This is a genomic window from Shewanella colwelliana ATCC 39565 (assembly GCF_000518705.1).
Lineage (GTDB): Bacteria > Pseudomonadota > Gammaproteobacteria > Enterobacterales > Shewanellaceae > Shewanella > Shewanella colwelliana.
This window is the reverse complement of sequence record NZ_KI912479.1, coordinates 442,733-458,484: the sequence shown is the minus strand read 5'-3', so window position 1 is coordinate 458,484 and position 15,752 is coordinate 442,733. Positions and strand designations below refer to the sequence as shown.

Here is a 15,752-nt window from a genome sequence, read left to right as displayed (position 1 = left end):
GAAAAAATCTTTACTGAATTTGGTAAAACCCAGTTCATTATCCTGCCGCTGCCCACCTGCGCGGTTCTTAATGGTTTCAATGTAATAACAATCTCCTGCACCTTTCTTGAAACGTACATCACAACGCCGCAAGTGATATAAGGGTGTAGGATTAATACCGGTAAGCATGTGAGTCAGCAAAAGCGCTAGCCGTACCAACTGATTGCGCCAATCACCTTGTAAGGGAGCGACCCTTTTCTTGGCTGCGTTAACCTCATTCCCAAGCTGCCGTTTGTTCAATTTAAGTTCAAGCAGTCGACTATGGTCATGCATTGGGCATATCGTAGGTGAGGTACCAGCTAGCAAATGTGCCATGTAACCTTGGTATCCCCGGTTTAAGAATCTTCCAATTCTGGTAAAACCGTCATCGTCCAAGGTTTGAAAGGGGGTCGATTCACGAGCAAACTTCGGCATTTGCTTTATCAACAAATGCTCTCCTTTAGCTCTGAGGATGGCTCTAATCGCTTGCTTTCGAGAATTTGCCGTGGCAGGCTTAATTCCCCCCTGAGCTTTACTCAGCTTGATAAGTCGCTGTAACTCCCCTCCATACCACATTACGTTGTTAGCAGAGAAATTCAGCGGACGCCCCACAGCATCGAGCGCTGCTGTATATTTGCATAAGCTATCAAAATAGCCTTTAGTCGTTCGATTAGCTGGCCACTCGCGAATCAGCTCATATAATTCACGTATTATCTCATCACGCTGCATATCAACCAATTGCTCTGACGGACAAAACTTCTCTGACTTTAGTGGATCTCGGCCGCCCAATACCAAAGGACAACCTTTATACTTCAGTCGTTTGAAGTAGCACTTTCCCCCACCATCAGTGGCGATAACCATCGCTTCAATAGACATTGGACGTACCGGGTTGGCTATTGGTGTGTTGCTCTTAGGAAGCTTGCGCGCACTTTTCTTTTTAAAGGCCATTATCCGTTACCGCCAAGAGCAAATATTCCCTGTCCAAAGTGGTGGTCAATCACATTTTCCCAAACCTCTTGCGGGCTGCACTTTCCATCAATGCGATCACGAGCCTGACTCATATAGTGGCGCGTGGTATCTTCTTTTTCATGACCAAGGTAGTTCTGCACAAAACGAAAGGCCTTGCCTTCATCGACGCCTTTGTCCAACAGTCCAATAAAGCGTTCCACTGCATAAGTTGAGCGTAGGTTGTGGCTCTTGTGTTCGAATGGCTCCCCCAGGCCCAGTTTAGGGTGCGCTAGCGTTCGGCGTATGTCAGACCAACGCGCATTCAGTGTAGTCAGAGCAAACGGAACACCACTTCCGCTCAGGAACAGGTGATCTCCGCCAGTTTGGCGCTGCTGGTCCGTGAGTGTTAAACGATACTTATCCCGACGTTTGATGTATCGTGTCGATTGCAAGTAACCGTACAGCTCAGCCATCAATTGGCTCGGCATCTCGACAGTGCGATACTTGCCAAACTTGGTCTCAACACCAACAGAGGGGCCAATGTCGATCTCGACGTACCCCTGGTGTAACTGGCGAGCATTAGGCTTGAAAATCAACCCAGCACGTAGCGAAAGTACTTCTTGACGACGCAGACCTGTCCAGCGCATTACGAGAAGGATCCAGCTCACTTCTTCTGGAAACCTGCCCAATATCAGTTGTCCATTTCGTTTGGTCAATACTTTGCGCGAAACACGCAAGATATTGTCCAACGCATTCCACTGATAAGGTGCTAGTGCCGTTAAAGGATTCGGGCGCTTTCGTCTGTCTTTTGGCAACTTCAGACGCAGATCTGTAGTATGCACCTCTATGTGCCTCGATGCCTGCATAGAGGTATGATCATTCTGAATGTTGACCCTAACAAATTCATACTGAAACGGCTCATGACCGAAATGAAAGCCGTGCCTCAGGTAGTGTTTGTAGAAATCAACCACTCGGTTCAGATAGGCATTACAGGTTGTGCGAGCTAGATGCACATCAGGGTCTTGTGACTTGTAACAGTCTTTAAGGCATTGACGATAGCGATAGGTCGGACGCTGATTTTCCCGTACAGGCATTTCGTTCCAGAGCAGCTCAGGCAGGCCATTCTCTCGCCGAGTGACGTTTTCATCAGCTAGGAAAGTGAAGTAATGCTTTAGCGCACGAGATGCCACCGAAACACACTTCGCGTCATGGTGGATTTTTTGGTACATCAGATAGTTGTTTACAGCTTCAAGGGGCTCGGAATGAACCACTTTGTCACTTTCATCAAATCCAACTCGGTATAGCAAGGTAATGGGGCCTATCTGTTTAAGCTCACCAATATAGCGCACCTGTAGCTCGCCGTTTTCGTCAACATAGACTTCTGGCTCGCGGTACTCCCAGTCCTTTAATTCATAGCTGATGATCTGCATATGGCTCCCCTCGATAACTGGCGAGTAAATCAGCAGACGATAAAAACGCCTATGATGCACTCATACGGCTAGAGCCTACCATAGCAATTTCACACATATCAATTACGCAACAGTGTGATAACGACAGGTTTTACGTAAAGGTAACAGCCATCGTTATTACTGAGCACAACGATGGGCCGACCACGCCATTCGGGCCTGAACACTTGCTCGGCACTGCAGTAAAAAGAGTTCGCATCCACAAGCGCAAACATAGTGGTTAATCTCTTGTGAGTATTGGACTTTGACGATGACAACGTATCGAGCGAATCACCACACCTTCCACGCTAAACGAGTCATGCTCAAGTATTGGCGTGCTCATGTGCGACTCATTGGCAGAGAGGAGTTGGCGATTAACCGTATCAATGATTTTGCAGACAAAGGCGCCATTGTAATTAGCCACAATCACATCTTGGTTTTTGACACTAACGTGCCTATCCACAATCAAGATATCTTCATCGAAAATGCCAACGCCTTGCATAGAGTCGCCACGGGCTTGCCCGATAAAGGTGGCGCTTGGATGTTCAATCAGCAATTCATCAAGACTTAGTGGAAGTTGCTTGTAGTCAGTCGCCGGAGATTCAAATCCGGTGATGCCTGCGCTAGCTGAAATGGGAATAACGTTCATAATTTACTGCATGCTGTATGTATATACAGTATTCTAGCAATTATTCTGATTTTAGCAATCACCACGAAGCTAGGCCTTTCATTCAACACGCCCATGTTACTGACGGGCTTATTATCAAAGGCAATATTGCTCACCATTGAATGAGTCTAAGCAAGTCGCTCTTAATGCAAACCACCGATGAGAAGCATCTTTAAAGATGGTGAGTTAGAGGAAGTGACAGCTCATAAGGATTGCTTAGTAATTCGTCAAGAAGGGCGCAGAAAGGTAAGACAGACCCTTAAACACTATAATTTGGACGTCTGTATATCCGTTGGCTAAGAGTGAAGTTGAAACGTGGTATGAAGTTCCAACCGTGGGCAACAAAACCATTAAGAGAACATTTAATTCAAGGCTAAACGATCGACCATGCTTGTTTCGAGTTAAGCACTCAACTGGTTAGTGAGTTAACTCGTTTATGCCCCTTTATCATTTTTCGCACATTAAACTAGCGATTGCTCTTAGTCATGATTTACCTTAATAAAACTCATGTCATATAAATCCTTTAAATTGCATAAATCTTACTAAAGGATGAATAGGCATCATTCATTTGTGGCGTAATGAGGATGTTTGTGAGTTGCTTCGGGACAGAAGCGCCTTAGATTGATTGCTCTAAAATTTTTCTGCCCCTTTGTGTGTTTCGACCGATTGAAGGTGCACTTCACTAAAGCGTCATTTGGGATTTACAAAAGTATCGTTCAATCAAAAAAACCTGCTACCGCTTCTGTGCCTCAGTAAGATGCTTGATTGATTATTCGTGATATGGCCATATGAGCATACTTCGTTCTATATGGCTCCCGAGTGCTTTCGGTAAATTATCAAAGTGGGCCGTATATAGGTTGAGTTCCGGATGCAAAAACTCTCGGATAAACAAGCTAGTTGTTTTTAGCGTGAGCCTATGGTCATCAAATTGCGTTAGCTTGTAGATATCTAGAGTAGCCATATAGATATTTTCTCTAAATTTTTTAAACACCTCGTATTCCTGCTCTTGGGAGGAGTGGGGGTTTAAAGCAGAAGACTGAATTGCCCAGTGTATTTGAAATAAAGCGAATTCAATAAAATGCAGGGTGGTTGGTCTTAGTAACCGCTGAGCTTGATCACGACCGATATCATGGTTATCACGTTGGATCTCATAAAGAGCGTGTCGAAGTTCTTTCATTACATTGTATTGATTTTTTTTCAGACCTTGAATATTGCCTTTTAAATAGAACGTGCCAGATTTATTGATGTGCCCGAGAACCAAACAGAGCATGTTCACCATTACCTGCTTAGCTAATCGAATGACACCCTTATCCACTAAAAGACTAGCCAACATCTCAGCGATCGCGATGCATTGGACATCAAAAGACCCAGAGTTAAGGTTCAGTTCTTCTTCTACATGGGAAGCAATAGCTTTCTTGCCTAAATGCATTGAGACCCATGATGCAATGGTACCGCTGGCTATCGGGTGATAATCGAGTTCACGCTCAAACAGGAGCTTCGCCAACACGAAATTTGACGCGATATTTTTGAGCATGGCCGTCTGGAGCTCATCAGCTAACGCCTGATCTTCGTCTTGATAAGCAGATGCCGAGGGTATCGAATTCCTAAGTTTAGTGAACTGTTCTGTTAACAGAGAGCAAAATTGATCTTTAATAGTATCATTATCAAACCCTGCTCGAACTAGCTTGTACCCATGAATTGTGACACTATCTAAAATTGTCTGATAGGCATAAGTAATTAATGCAATATTTCTTGATTCTGTAATGTCGCCGTCGCCTTTCCCTTGGTCTATTTCAAAATAAAACATACTGACAATGGCGCTGTTGAGCCGTGCTTTGGCGTTGTCTAGCAGGTTAAAAGTAACAATATTGTCCATGCTAGGTTGTTTATGTTTTAGTTTGTTCTCTGGGTCAATGTAATCTTTGATATCGCGATATTTAATGAGCTCTCGCCACTGCTTGTTGATAGAAGATAACTTGTAAGAGAGCGTTAAAAATTTAAATACCATTGAACAAGGCTGTTTTGTCAGCATTGCAACTTTTTTCTTTGGCAGCAAAAATAGCGCTTTGTTTATTTCGTGATTGAGATTGTACGCCTCGCGCCCTATGGATAACAGTCCATATGCTTTATTCAAGTAGCTTTGAACCGCAGTGACAGTTAAGTCTTTTTTATCAATTTTTAGTGGGTTCGAGGCTTCAAAACGATTGGGGTAAAGGTGTACCAAATAGCGGTCAAACGAGGTCGAACATTGGCGACACTCAAGATCTATTTTTTCTTTATCGAAAGATAATCGAAAGTGATTAACTTGTTCAATTGGAGGTTCTTCATTCTTTATAAGAGACTCATATAAGATTCTGTACAGTGGACTATATAGGCTAGGCTGGTTAAAAAAATCTGGGGAAGAGGACTTTAAATAAAGGTGCAGACACTGCTTGGTTAACTCAGCAGATATTTCAGATTTTTTCATTGTTATTCTCCAGAAAAAAGCAGGCCTAAAGCCTGCTAAACTTCTATTTATGCGTCAAAAGTTGGACCACGACCACGGGTAGCATTTATTCTGCCGTATACAGTCGGTTTGCTAAGGCCTAATTTTTTTGCGATAGCGGGAACATTATGCCCTTTGTCGTAGAGATACTGCATGAATCTATCTTGCTCAAGTCTCGACATGCCCTCTTTAAACAAGCCCTCTATAGCGTCATCATTCATGGTTCGAAACATAGTCGTTCTCCTTTGTTGTGTTTCGTAAACCAGAATAAGACAACATGCAGAAATAGTATGTAGATCGTTTCTCACCAAAAATCTAATGATTAAAAATCAACAGCTTACAACCTATTATCCCAGCGTTGGTCATACTGTTTTTTACCAATAGACATGCTTCCTCATTATTACGGATCGTCGGTCGACTGTGAAGCAACCGTTTATCGGAGAAAAAAAACTTTTGATTGGGGCTTTTCACTTTCTTTGATTCCCAAATCATCGTGATATTTATTGGTTTTGTATGACACTAAATTCACTCTTTTTGAAAACGCTACGCAGTGCGTTTCATTTTTAATGGGACAAAAGCGACTTAAACATTTTGCGTTAGTCATAGCTTAGGCAATCACTCACGTGAGTTCATTGCTTCGAAAGCAGAAATAACCTGTGTTGCGGCTTGCTCTATCGACATGTCCCAAGTATCAAAGCATTCAACCGTATTAGAAACCAGATAATCCTGTAAATCTTTCGGTAAACCGCTAAACCATAGGTTAGAGCCGATTTTTCTGAGGGCTTTTTCTGCTTCACCGAATTCATTATTAAAAGGTTCAATAATTCTGCTAGATATTCTTGTTTGATATATGTACTGATAAAGCTCGGAGCTACGTGATGTAATCCACCTAGTTGAATCACTGGTAGAATCCATCCATGAACGAATTTCCCCTAAGATCCAAATGTTCAGATTATCCCAATCGCTTCCGGTACCTCCTAACCAATTTTCAGATTTAGCTGTTTCATTTGCTAGTTCTTGAAGACTAGGCCATAAGTCAGGAGGTAGACATACTGATTTTTGCTTGTCACCGTCAAAGAAATGTCTGGTTTCTAAATCGCTCATATTATAGCTTCCATTGTACTTGGGAAGTCATCGCTATGGCCTTCCATAAAGTAATATTCAGTCAGACGTCTCGACTATCACAATTAGTTAAACTTGTAGTCTATTGCTACGGCTTGATAATGTCATAAGCCCATTTATAGCTGCTATAGAGGAATGGTCTGCTGCCTTCCTTCTCGGTTTCAACGACTGACAACTTAATTTGAGTTCCTAGCGGCAGAGCACGAATAGCTTTAGCACATTCGACCTTCATATCATTAGGAAAAGGCTGACCAACCACAGGTCTAACACCGTTCTTACGTCTTGATGCGTCATAAAAAACTTCACAAATAATAGACGTGTACTCGCTTGGATCTCGACGACCTCCTGCTCCCATGTATAACTCCTATTTTACAAATAATTAGTGCATTTAAAGCATGTAATTGCACCTTGATAATCAAACTCTTATATCGTGATATAGAGAGCAATCTTTAATCTACAAACGCAACAGGCGTTAATGATGATTTTAAGTAAAGCGGATGTGCAGGTTCACCAGATTTATTTACCTTTAAAGCTGAGATTGTAGGGATCATCGTTCTCACCTTGCTGGAACGTTCCATGAAGACACCATCATTACCCCAAGCGGCAACTATTACTCCAGCATTTTCTGCCAGTCGTAGTAAGGTCGAATCGTTTTGGCTACCAATAGGGTCACTAGCTCGCTTCATATCTTCCGGCTGTGTAGCACGAAAAGCGAAAAGGTTGACCATACAAAGTCCACCATATCCCCAACTTTTAGCAAAGTTAATACAGCGTCTAATTGTTGGATCATCCTCTGTTTCATCTGCTGTAGACGGATTGAGTCCAATGAACACTGTATAGGGTTTCGATTCGTCCCAAACACGCCACAGTTCGTAGCGATACTGTCGGCAATCTGATAATACAGCTGATTTTTTCATTTTAATCATCCACCACTTCAACGGTTTTATGCTGAGCGCCGTAATAGGTGCCTTCATCGATGGTGTAACGCAGCATCACCCCACAACTAGGGCATTCAAAGGTTTCATTTGGCTCGATGCATTCATCTTCAATCCAATCCCAACCAAAATGATTCTCACATTCAGGGCATTGCATAGCGGTTCCTTATGTCTCACAACTCTCTGAAATCCTTAGGGCATCCTCAATCTCGACACCAAGGTATTCAATCGTACTTTCGAGCTTAGCATGACCCAGAAGTAACTGAATAGCTCTAAGATTCTTGGTTTTGGCATAGATCAAAGAAGCTTTGGTGCGCCGCAGTGAATGTGTGCCATATTGGGTCTTATCTAAGCCAATATCAGTAACCCAACGATCAACTAACGTGGTGTAGTAGTGGTACGAAATGGGTTGCCCCACAAGGCGAGGACTTGGGAATAAGTAATCCGTTGGTGCTAGTGAGTTTTGAATGATCCACTGTGATAGTGTTTGTTGTGTCTTTGGTGTGATTTCAAAGTGAACTTCTTGCTGGGTCTTTTGCTGTTTAACGATGGTTCTGGACATTACGCAGCCACTGCGGCTGACATCTTGCACCTTGAGGTTTCGAAGATCACATGAGCGCAATTTACTATCAATAGCCAAATTAAACAGTGCCAGCTCAAACAGCCGCTGCTCAAGCTCTAGCCTAATACGAATGCGCCAAATATCCTCTAGTTTGAATGCTTTCTTTTGACCAATACGCTTGCCTTTATTCCAAGCTTCCATTTCATGCTCCTTACTTCAAAAATCCACTATTAAGTAAGGCATAAATCAAAGACTTTTGAGCATTGAGTGATATGATGCAGACAATTCTTTTAATACAAGAAAATTTATTTAAGAAACCATTATGAATCAAACAGAACAGCAATACTTGAAAGAGCTTGAAGCCAAGCTTTGGAATGCGGCAGACAAGCTACGCTCAACACTAGATGCAGCGCAATACAAACATGCTGTACTTGGCTTAATCTTCGTCAAATACGTCTCTGATGCGTTTAAGCTGCGTCAGGATGAGATCAAAGCTGACATCGCTAACCCAGATCACGAATACTATCTAGACCCAGCCGACTTCTCTGAACAAGAATTGGCAGCAGAAATCGCTATCGAACTTGAGCAACGCGACTTTTACACCGAGAAGAACGTATTCTGGCTGCCTACTGAATCTCGCTGGCAGTTCTTACAAGATAACGGCCCTCGTGTAATTGGTGGTGCGGAGCTTGAGATTGACGGTAAAGCGAAAAAGATTACCTCGGTTGGTCACCTGATTGATAACGCACTTGAGGGAATCGAGCGTGATAACCCGAAACTCAAAGGTGTACTGAACAAGTCATACTCTGCTTTGAAAATTGACCAAGCGAAGTTAAACGAGCTGATCAACCTGATCGCAACCATTCCGTTTGTTCATGCAGATCTAAACAGTAAAGATATCCTTGGTCACGTATACGAATATATGCTTGGTCAGTTTGCACTGGCTGAGGGTAAAAAAGGTGGTCAGTTCTATACGCCAGCCTCTATCGTATCGTTGATTGTTGAGATGATTGAACCATTTGAAGGTCGTGTGTATGACCCTGCAATGGGGTCTGGTGGCTTCTTTGTGCAATCAGAAAAGTTCATTGAGCGTAGAGCTAACCAAAAAGACATCGACCCGCTAACGCAAAAGCAAAAGATCTCTATTTACGGTCAGGAATACAACCACACCACATGGCAGCTAGCGGCGATGAACATGGCGATCCGTGGTCTTGATTACGACTTCGGTAAAGAGCCGGCTAGCACCTACACCAATGTGCAGCACCCTGATTTACGTGCCGACTTCATCATGGCAAACCCACCCTTCAACATGAAAGAGTGGAATACGGGCGTTGATGATAATGACCCTCGCTTTAAATACGGTAAGCCGCCAGCAGGCAACGCTAACTTTGCTTGGATGCAGCACATGCTTCACCACCTAGCGCCAGATGGCTCTCAAGCACTGCTACTCGCCAACGGTTCGATGAGTTCAACCACCAACAACGAAGGTGAAATTCGTAAAGCGCTTATCGAGAACGATCTTATCGAGTGTATGGTTGCGCTACCGGGGCAACTGTTTACCAACACTCAGATCCCAGCATGTATTTGGTTCCTAACCAAGAACAAAACGGCTCGTACTGATAAAGCAAGTCGGAAGTTACGTGATCGTCAGGACGAAGTGCTGTTCATTGATGCGCGTAACCTTGGCTACATGAAAGATCGCGTGCTGCGTGATTTCACCCGTGATGATATTCAGAAAGTCGCAGACCTTTACCATGCTTGGAAAATGCAAAATCCTGAAGAGCTTATGAAGACGACCGCCATGGATGGCGGAAGTGCCGAAAATGCAGGAGCAATTTTCGGCCCAAGCGGTGAATATCGTGATATTCAAGGCTTCTGTAAATCAGCAACCCTTGAAGAGATCACCAAGCACGATTTTGTACTCACTCCGGGGCGCTATGTAGGCGCGACTGAAGAGCTAGACGATGGCATCCCATTTGGTGAGAAGATGGCAACGCTAACCACTAAGTTGAGCGAGCAGTTTGCTGAGTCTGCGACACTTGAAGCGGAAATCAAGAAGAACCTAGCGGGGTTGGGTTATGAGCTTTGAGATGACTACTCTGGGTGAGTATATAAAAGTTCAGGGTGGATATGCTTATAAAAGCAAAGACTTTATTGAATTTAGTAAGAATAAAGTATTAAAAATTAAAAATGTAAGATTCGGCACTGTTGATTATGCCGAACCCGCTTATGTATCAGATGAAATAGCTGCAAGTACAAAAAACTGGAAGGTTAAAGAAGGGGATGTACTTATATCTATGACAGGATCTGGGCCAAACGCACCTCAGTCTTTAGTTGGCAGAGTGGCTCGTGTTTGGAAAAATGAACCAGATGCTTGGATTAATCAACGAGTAGGTAGAGTTTGCCTGTTAGATGAGAATAGTGTTCATCTGGACTTTATCTTCTATTGGTTGTCATTACCTCAAAGCCAAGATTATTTAGTTTCCAACTCATCAGGTAGTGCGAACCAAGCCAATATTAGTGGGAAAATAATTGAGTCACTTCCATGCCCAAAAGTTGATTATCAAACGAGTAAGCAAATTGCAGATTTAGCCAGAAATTTTGATGAAAAAGTGATCCTGAATTCCCAGACCAATCAAACTCTAGAACAAATGGCGCAAGCCATATTCAAGTCATGGTTTGTCGATTTTGATCCTGTGAAAGCCAAGATGAATGGCGATCAACCAGATGGTATGGATGCGGATACTGCCTCGCTATTCCCAGAAAAGCTCGTTGAGTCTGAGTTAGGGTTGATCCCGGAAGGATGGGGAGCAAGCTCTATGGGGGAGCATTTCAATATCACGATGGGGCAGTCCCCTAAGGGCGAAACCTACAACGAAGAAGGTGAAGGAATTGCATTCTTCCAAGGACGCAGAGATTTTGGTTTCCGTTACCCTGATGTTCGAGTGTTTACAACAGACCCTAAACGATACGCTAAAGCAGGTGATACGTTAATCAGTGTTCGTGCTCCAGTAGGCGATAAGAACATGGCGGCTATCGATTGCTGTATTGGGCGTGGTGTTGCAGCTATAAAACATAAGAGTGAATCTCGTTCATTTACGTATGCTTTTGTGAGTCACATTGAGAAGAAGCTAGGTGATAGTGGTTCTTCAGGAACAGTATTTAGCTCCATAAACCAGAATGAGTTGAAGAAAGTTGCTTTTGTTGCGCCTCCTCAAGCTTTAATAGATGCTTTCCATAAACTTGTTGACCCAATCGACCAAAAAGTTGAGGTTCTTTCTGCAGAGATTAAGAGCCTATCATCTTTGCGCGACACCTTACTTCCTAAATTGCTTTCCGGCGAAATCGAGTTAGTAAAGATTGGGGAGGGTGATTAGATGCCTACGGTTGGTTGGATTCAGGAAACTGCTATTGACCTCTACTTTGAGAGAGGCGCATCTTCAAGCTGTACAGGTTCTAAACCTATAGTATATCAATGTCGCCATTGTGGAGTGGAATTTAGCTCTAGTTCAGAGCGAGATTGGCATGAGATTGAGCATCCAATCGCAAATCCAGTGCTACTTATTGCAGGGCGTGAAGTGCAAAGTGCTACGTTTAAGGTGTCTCATACCATTCGACCTGAAGATATTGATGCAGCCTTTGTCGAAAAATTTGTTATTAATCGACAACAATTTTTTGATTTAGACGATTTAAGACAGCAACTGTGTTCTTCCAAACAGCAGTTCTTGCATATAGAACTACATGGCAAAGAGACTAAAAAATCAGTAAGTATTGATGTGCAGATTGCCGATCCTGACAAGCTAGCTGAGGTGGATACTAAATTCAGGCAGTGGTTTAGTGAGGATGATTTTAATGGGGATTCTGTAACACGATTTATTCAGGAGACAGAGCATATACAGGGCTGTGTCTGGTATCGGGATGGCTTAGTCAAATATATCCAAGGAATTATGGCGAAAGACCATAGAGCTGACTTCTTAAGTTTTGAAGGTTTTTCAGCCCGACTTAATCAATCTTTTTCATTATTGAGCGCTTACGATACTTGCTTAGTAATCTCTTTATGTCAGATGATCAAGTTCATCATGAATGACTTTCGCATACCAAGTGAAACTAGTTTTATTCCTGCATTAGATATCGCATTGAAATTCTTTAATAAAGTAGAGTCAGTTGATACTTTACAAAAATGGAAGGGGCAGCTCGGTTTGCCTATTGATTATGCTTCCGAGATTATTCTCAATCAATTAGTGGGCCGCTATCAAAGTTTCAGTTTTGATGAGCTAGTGAAGGATCTTGAGCTAATGAATCGTGATCACCTTTCTCTTCAAGATAAGCAGAAGCTAGATTACCTGTGCTATCGAAAAGCTGAAGATGAGGCAAATCTTAAAATGGTTAAACACTATGTTCGGCGTGTGAAAAATGTCATTGAATTTTCCGAGCATTTCACCAATAACATAGAGTCAGAAAATGGTTAAAAAAAGAGAAATCCTAAGCCGATCAAGGCAGAACAAGCAAAGTGATCAACAGTCGACTGATACTGCTTTGGATATCAATAAGGATAGTGCCCAAAGAGTAAGCACGCATAGGTCTCTTAAAGATGAGCAGGTACAAGAGGCTCAAGTGAATACAGGCACTGAAAGCAAAGTGTCTACAAAAAATGTTAACACAGTCAAGCCTAGTTCAGCGGAAAAAGCTTCCTTGAATTCGCTAAGTGAAATATTGAGTGATGTGTTTACTTTAGCGATAAAAAAAGATGGTAAGCCTAAGCCAATAAAAGTAAGCCGTGAGCATGAAGCTGCTTTAAAGAGGCTGGATCGTATTGAGCTTTCTGATCATAAATTCATTGATGGCTTAATCGTTAATATTGCGAAGCTTGATCCAACTTACAAACACTTGCTGGGGTTGCTTGTACTATCTAGTGGCGCTCAATCGAAGGTAAGGCGCGCACTTATTGAGTTTGCTGTATTAGCAGTAAGCCGTAACTGGGTGGGACGATACCGTGGTAGTGACAACATTTTTGTTGATTACGCGAGTCCTACTGATATCACAAACAAAGATGTTATAGCTGTAATTTGTAGAAATATAAAAGATTATTTCGAGCGACAGCTTAAACCGCGCAAAAAGGCTGCTTCGGAGCAATCAGATAAAGCAGCGCAGCTAGAAGCTAATTTTGCGGTTAGTAGTCCGGAGCTAAAAAAGAGAGCGACAAATGTCTTAGCCATAGGTTGTTTGTGGGCGCTAGAGACCGGTAAGTGCTCTTCCGAAAAAGCTATAGCTCAAATGCAGAAGGTATTGCTTGCTGACGGTATGGAGCTAGTAAATGAGGATAAAACGGTTAGTTACGCTTTTGCGTCTTTTATTAAAGAGCCTTCCAATGAGTTCAATATCGCTATTCGCTATTTTGAGCAGAACTTCGAAATAAGTGACGAAAGACGAAAGTATGCTGAAAATGAAAGGCTCCAATATGAAGCAGATTTAAAGCGTGAAAGAAACAAGATTGATGATTTAACAGCAACTATTGAGGCTAAAGAAGCTGAGTTAAAAGCACTAGAGGCTGAGTTGGTAAGTCTTAAAAGTGAGTTTCACGAAAGGCAATTATCAGAGCAAGCCACGAGAGTGCATTTAAGAGATGATGCAGGTAAAGCTAAGTCGAAAGCCCATAACCTAATCTCTGAAGACGTTGAGCCAGCATTGCAGTTATCTCTAAAAGCATTGATGAGAGAGAAACCGAAGGTTGAAGTTGCTGTACATCAAATAGAATTAGCTCTTGAGAGTATTGAGGAAAGTTTACCATGGTTCAAGTAGTTGGCATCGACTTTGGCACAACAAATAGTCTTATTTCGGTAGTAACCCATGATGGGAGAATTACTTCATTTGATGATGGCAACAGGCCTCATCCTTCTGTAGTTCGTTATGAAACAGACCAAGTTATTTGTGGTAGGAAAGCTAAAGAGAAGCTTGAAGAAGCTGGAGTGGGTGTTCTAGGTAATACTGTTCGTGGCCCTAAAAAGTTGCTTAAACAGACAGCTATCAATGTTGATGGAAGAATTGTCAATCCAGTGGACGTTGTTACTGATTTAGTTCGCTACTTAAAAGAAGATGCACTTAATAATGATAATGCCGAGGCGGCTGATTTAACCCGTGCCGTGGTGACAATTCCTGTTGATATGGATGGTCAGGGTAGAGTCGCTTTAAGAGAAGCTTTATTGAATGCTGGTGTCTACATTGAAACTTTCGTGCATGAGCCGCTAGCTGCACTCTATGCATACTTTAAAGATCAAGAAGATACAGAGGATGCTCTGCGTCGCTTTGAGGGAAGGATGGTTTTAGTCTTCGATTGGGGTGGAGGGACTCTTGATTTAACCCTTTGTAAGGTTACTGATGGCTCACTCGTTCAAGTTCAAAACAAAGGCAATAACTCAGTTGGGGGGGATTACCTAGATGAAGCAATACTCTCTTTTGTAGAGAAGCAGCATGCAAGACAACACGGTTGGACAGAAGATCGCTATCTAGATCGTAATCCAGATATGAAAGCCAAACTACTTGTTGCCTGTGAGAAAGCAAAAATTACCCTTTCATCTAGAGAAAGAACCAACATATTTCTACCTGACTACTACCAAGGTGACGGTGATGAATCAGAAATCGATGTTTGGTTGACGAGAGATGAAGTTGAAAATGTATGTTCTCGTCTTATCCAAAAAGGAATGCGGGAGATTGAAATACTCCTATCACCCGAGCAGGCTGATATTGATCCACAAACAATAGCACTGTGTTTAGCCACTGGCGGCATGGTGAACACGCCGACAATTAAGCGACAACTGAATGAAGTTTTTGGTGTTGCTGCACTTCATGTTTCCCCAAAAGGTGATCGAATCATTTCAGAGGGAGCTGCGAGGATAGCTGCTGATAGGTTAGATGTTACCTTGGCGAAACCATTTGAGCTACTAGAAGCAAGAAATTCAGTTGTAACTTTGCTTCGAGAGGGAACCGTTTTACCTAAACGAGGTCATTCCATTCAGCAAGAGCAATCAATGTATTGTACGGATCCAAGAGACGGAGCCGCTTTAATGACGTTTAAAAGGCCTGTCATGATTGGAAAAAGCGGCGCGTCGGATGCGCGGGTAAACTATGGCAATATATCAGTTCCCATTAATAAGCATTTTCCTCCGTTGAGTGAGCGAATCATTGTGAAGGTTAAAATCGATGACAACTTGATTGCTCATGTGCAGGTTATAGGCACAGATCAAGGTGAAGAGGTGACTGCTGAGTTCTATGAGCTGGAATTTGCCCTTAATGTCACAAAGAACAAGAGCGCTCAAAAAAAAAAGAATTTAAAAATTAACTCGAGGACACCTTTACGTTTTGGGACTGTGGCACTTTCAAATATATCTTGTAGAGATAGCTCTTGGGAGCTAGTACCTGGTGAATTGTTAAAGGAGTATAACGATAACAACCCATACATTAAAAAGAACTTTACAGAGCAGCAACGAGTCGAGTATGTCAGGTATCAGCCTTGCTCAATCTGTCGTAAACAATGGACAAAAAATTGTTGTACTCAATAAATTTATCAACTGAA

At 42.5% G+C, this 15,752-nt stretch carries 15 protein-coding genes and 1 pseudogene; 5 read left to right on the top strand and 11 right to left on the bottom strand.

The genetic code is table 11. The annotated features are described in order from the left end of the window. The 11 genes and pseudogenes from L876_RS0118320 to L876_RS0118270 all read right to left on the bottom strand — a co-directional run. A partial coding sequence (locus tag L876_RS0118320) for a hypothetical protein (protein WP_028764734.1) occupies nucleotides 1-966 on the bottom strand: 966 nt, incomplete at its 3' end. Next, on the bottom strand, nucleotides 966-2,396 hold the full coding sequence (locus L876_RS0118315; RefSeq protein ID WP_028764735.1) for a tyrosine-type recombinase/integrase: 1,431 nt from the start codon (nucleotides 2,394-2,396) through the stop codon (nucleotides 966-968). The genes L876_RS0118320 and L876_RS0118315, both read right to left, overlap by 1 nt. Before the next feature lie 143 nt (nucleotides 2,397-2,539). Continuing rightward, nucleotides 2,540-2,647, bottom strand: a pseudogene (locus tag L876_RS23255) (Y-family DNA polymerase); the annotation flags it as partial. 5 nt (nucleotides 2,648-2,652) lie between these two features. Continuing rightward, the gene (locus L876_RS0118305; protein ID WP_028765124.1) at nucleotides 2,653-3,060 is read right to left on the bottom strand and encodes a LexA family protein; all 408 of its coding nucleotides are present in this window, start codon (nucleotides 3,058-3,060) and stop codon (nucleotides 2,653-2,655) included. Between the two features lie 787 nt (nucleotides 3,061-3,847). Next, on the bottom strand, nucleotides 3,848-5,545 hold the full coding sequence (locus tag L876_RS0118300; protein ID WP_028765123.1) for a hypothetical protein: 1,698 nt from the start codon (nucleotides 5,543-5,545) through the stop codon (nucleotides 3,848-3,850). A gap of 47 nt (nucleotides 5,546-5,592) precedes the next feature. Beyond that, on the bottom strand, nucleotides 5,593-5,796 hold the full coding sequence (locus tag L876_RS0118295; RefSeq protein ID WP_051413185.1) for a helix-turn-helix domain-containing protein: 204 nt from the start codon (nucleotides 5,794-5,796) through the stop codon (nucleotides 5,593-5,595). Nucleotides 5,797-6,178: 382 nt separating this feature from the next. Next, nucleotides 6,179-6,667, bottom strand: coding sequence for a hypothetical protein (locus L876_RS0118290; RefSeq protein WP_028765121.1), 489 nt, complete (start codon nucleotides 6,665-6,667; stop codon nucleotides 6,179-6,181). A gap of 106 nt (nucleotides 6,668-6,773) precedes the next feature. Beyond that, nucleotides 6,774-7,040 (bottom strand): hypothetical protein, encoded by a 267-nt coding sequence (locus tag L876_RS0118285; protein ID WP_028765120.1) that lies wholly within the window; start codon nucleotides 7,038-7,040, stop codon nucleotides 6,774-6,776. A gap of 94 nt (nucleotides 7,041-7,134) precedes the next feature. Continuing rightward, the gene (locus tag L876_RS0118280; RefSeq protein ID WP_028765119.1) at nucleotides 7,135-7,602 is read right to left on the bottom strand and encodes a DUF1643 domain-containing protein; all 468 of its coding nucleotides are present in this window, start codon (nucleotides 7,600-7,602) and stop codon (nucleotides 7,135-7,137) included. A 1-nt stretch (nucleotide 7,603) separates the two neighbouring features. Further along, nucleotides 7,604-7,777, bottom strand: coding sequence for a hypothetical protein (locus L876_RS22920; protein ID WP_169731095.1), 174 nt, complete (start codon nucleotides 7,775-7,777; stop codon nucleotides 7,604-7,606). Between the two features lie 9 nt (nucleotides 7,778-7,786). After that, on the bottom strand, nucleotides 7,787-8,383 hold the full coding sequence (locus tag L876_RS0118270; RefSeq protein ID WP_028765118.1) for a tyrosine-type recombinase/integrase: 597 nt from the start codon (nucleotides 8,381-8,383) through the stop codon (nucleotides 7,787-7,789). 121 nt (nucleotides 8,384-8,504) lie between these two features. On the opposite strand from L876_RS0118270, the gene L876_RS0118265 reads away from it, so the two are divergent. The 5 genes from L876_RS0118265 to L876_RS0118245 are packed head-to-tail and all read left to right on the top strand — an operon-like array spanning nucleotide 8,505 to nucleotide 15,738. Then, complete coding sequence (locus tag L876_RS0118265; RefSeq protein WP_028765117.1) at nucleotides 8,505-10,271, top strand: type I restriction-modification system subunit M; 1,767 nt, start codon at nucleotides 8,505-8,507, stop codon at nucleotides 10,269-10,271. After that, nucleotides 10,261-11,559 (top strand): restriction endonuclease subunit S, encoded by a 1,299-nt coding sequence (locus L876_RS0118260; protein WP_028765116.1) that lies wholly within the window; start codon nucleotides 10,261-10,263, stop codon nucleotides 11,557-11,559. The genes L876_RS0118265 and L876_RS0118260 overlap by 11 nt, the downstream gene beginning before the upstream one ends. Next, nucleotides 11,560-12,651 (top strand): hypothetical protein, encoded by a 1,092-nt coding sequence (locus tag L876_RS0118255; protein WP_028765115.1) that lies wholly within the window; start codon nucleotides 11,560-11,562, stop codon nucleotides 12,649-12,651. Beyond that, a complete protein-coding gene (locus tag L876_RS0118250; RefSeq protein ID WP_028765114.1) occupies nucleotides 12,644-13,981 on the top strand; it encodes a hypothetical protein in 1,338 nt (445 codons plus the stop codon). The genes L876_RS0118255 and L876_RS0118250 overlap by 8 nt, the downstream gene beginning before the upstream one ends. Further along, nucleotides 13,969-15,738 carry an Hsp70 family protein gene (locus tag L876_RS0118245; protein ID WP_028765113.1) on the top strand — a complete coding sequence of 590 codons (1,770 nt, stop codon included), beginning with the start codon at nucleotides 13,969-13,971 and terminating at the stop codon, nucleotides 15,736-15,738. The genes L876_RS0118250 and L876_RS0118245 overlap by 13 nt, the downstream gene beginning before the upstream one ends. Nucleotides 15,739-15,752 lie beyond the last annotated feature (14 nt).

Coding starts and splice junctions, on each gene's coding strand:
- L876_RS0118315 (WP_028764735.1), bottom strand. CDS start 2,396: ATGCAGATCATCAGCTATGAATTAAAGGACTGGGAGTACCGCGAGCCA.
- L876_RS0118305 (WP_028765124.1), bottom strand. CDS start 3,060: ATGAACGTTATTCCCATTTCAGCTAGCGCAGGCATCACCGGATTTGAA.
- L876_RS0118300 (WP_028765123.1), bottom strand. CDS start 5,545: ATGAAAAAATCTGAAATATCTGCTGAGTTAACCAAGCAGTGTCTGCAC.
- L876_RS0118295 (WP_051413185.1), bottom strand. CDS start 5,796: ATGTTTCGAACCATGAATGATGACGCTATAGAGGGCTTGTTTAAAGAG.
- L876_RS0118290 (WP_028765121.1), bottom strand. CDS start 6,667: ATGAGCGATTTAGAAACCAGACATTTCTTTGACGGTGACAAGCAAAAA.
- L876_RS0118285 (WP_028765120.1), bottom strand. CDS start 7,040: ATGGGAGCAGGAGGTCGTCGAGATCCAAGCGAGTACACGTCTATTATT.
- L876_RS0118280 (WP_028765119.1), bottom strand. CDS start 7,602: ATGAAAAAATCAGCTGTATTATCAGATTGCCGACAGTATCGCTACGAA.
- L876_RS22920 (WP_169731095.1), bottom strand. CDS start 7,777: ATGCAATGCCCTGAATGTGAGAATCATTTTGGTTGGGATTGGATTGAA.
- L876_RS0118270 (WP_028765118.1), bottom strand. CDS start 8,383: ATGGAAGCTTGGAATAAAGGCAAGCGTATTGGTCAAAAGAAAGCATTC.
- L876_RS0118265 (WP_028765117.1), top strand. CDS start 8,505: ATGAATCAAACAGAACAGCAATACTTGAAAGAGCTTGAAGCCAAGCTT.
- L876_RS0118260 (WP_028765116.1), top strand. CDS start 10,261: ATGAGCTTTGAGATGACTACTCTGGGTGAGTATATAAAAGTTCAGGGT.
- L876_RS0118255 (WP_028765115.1), top strand. CDS start 11,560: ATGCCTACGGTTGGTTGGATTCAGGAAACTGCTATTGACCTCTACTTT.
- L876_RS0118250 (WP_028765114.1), top strand. CDS start 12,644: ATGGTTAAAAAAAGAGAAATCCTAAGCCGATCAAGGCAGAACAAGCAA.
- L876_RS0118245 (WP_028765113.1), top strand. CDS start 13,969: ATGGTTCAAGTAGTTGGCATCGACTTTGGCACAACAAATAGTCTTATT.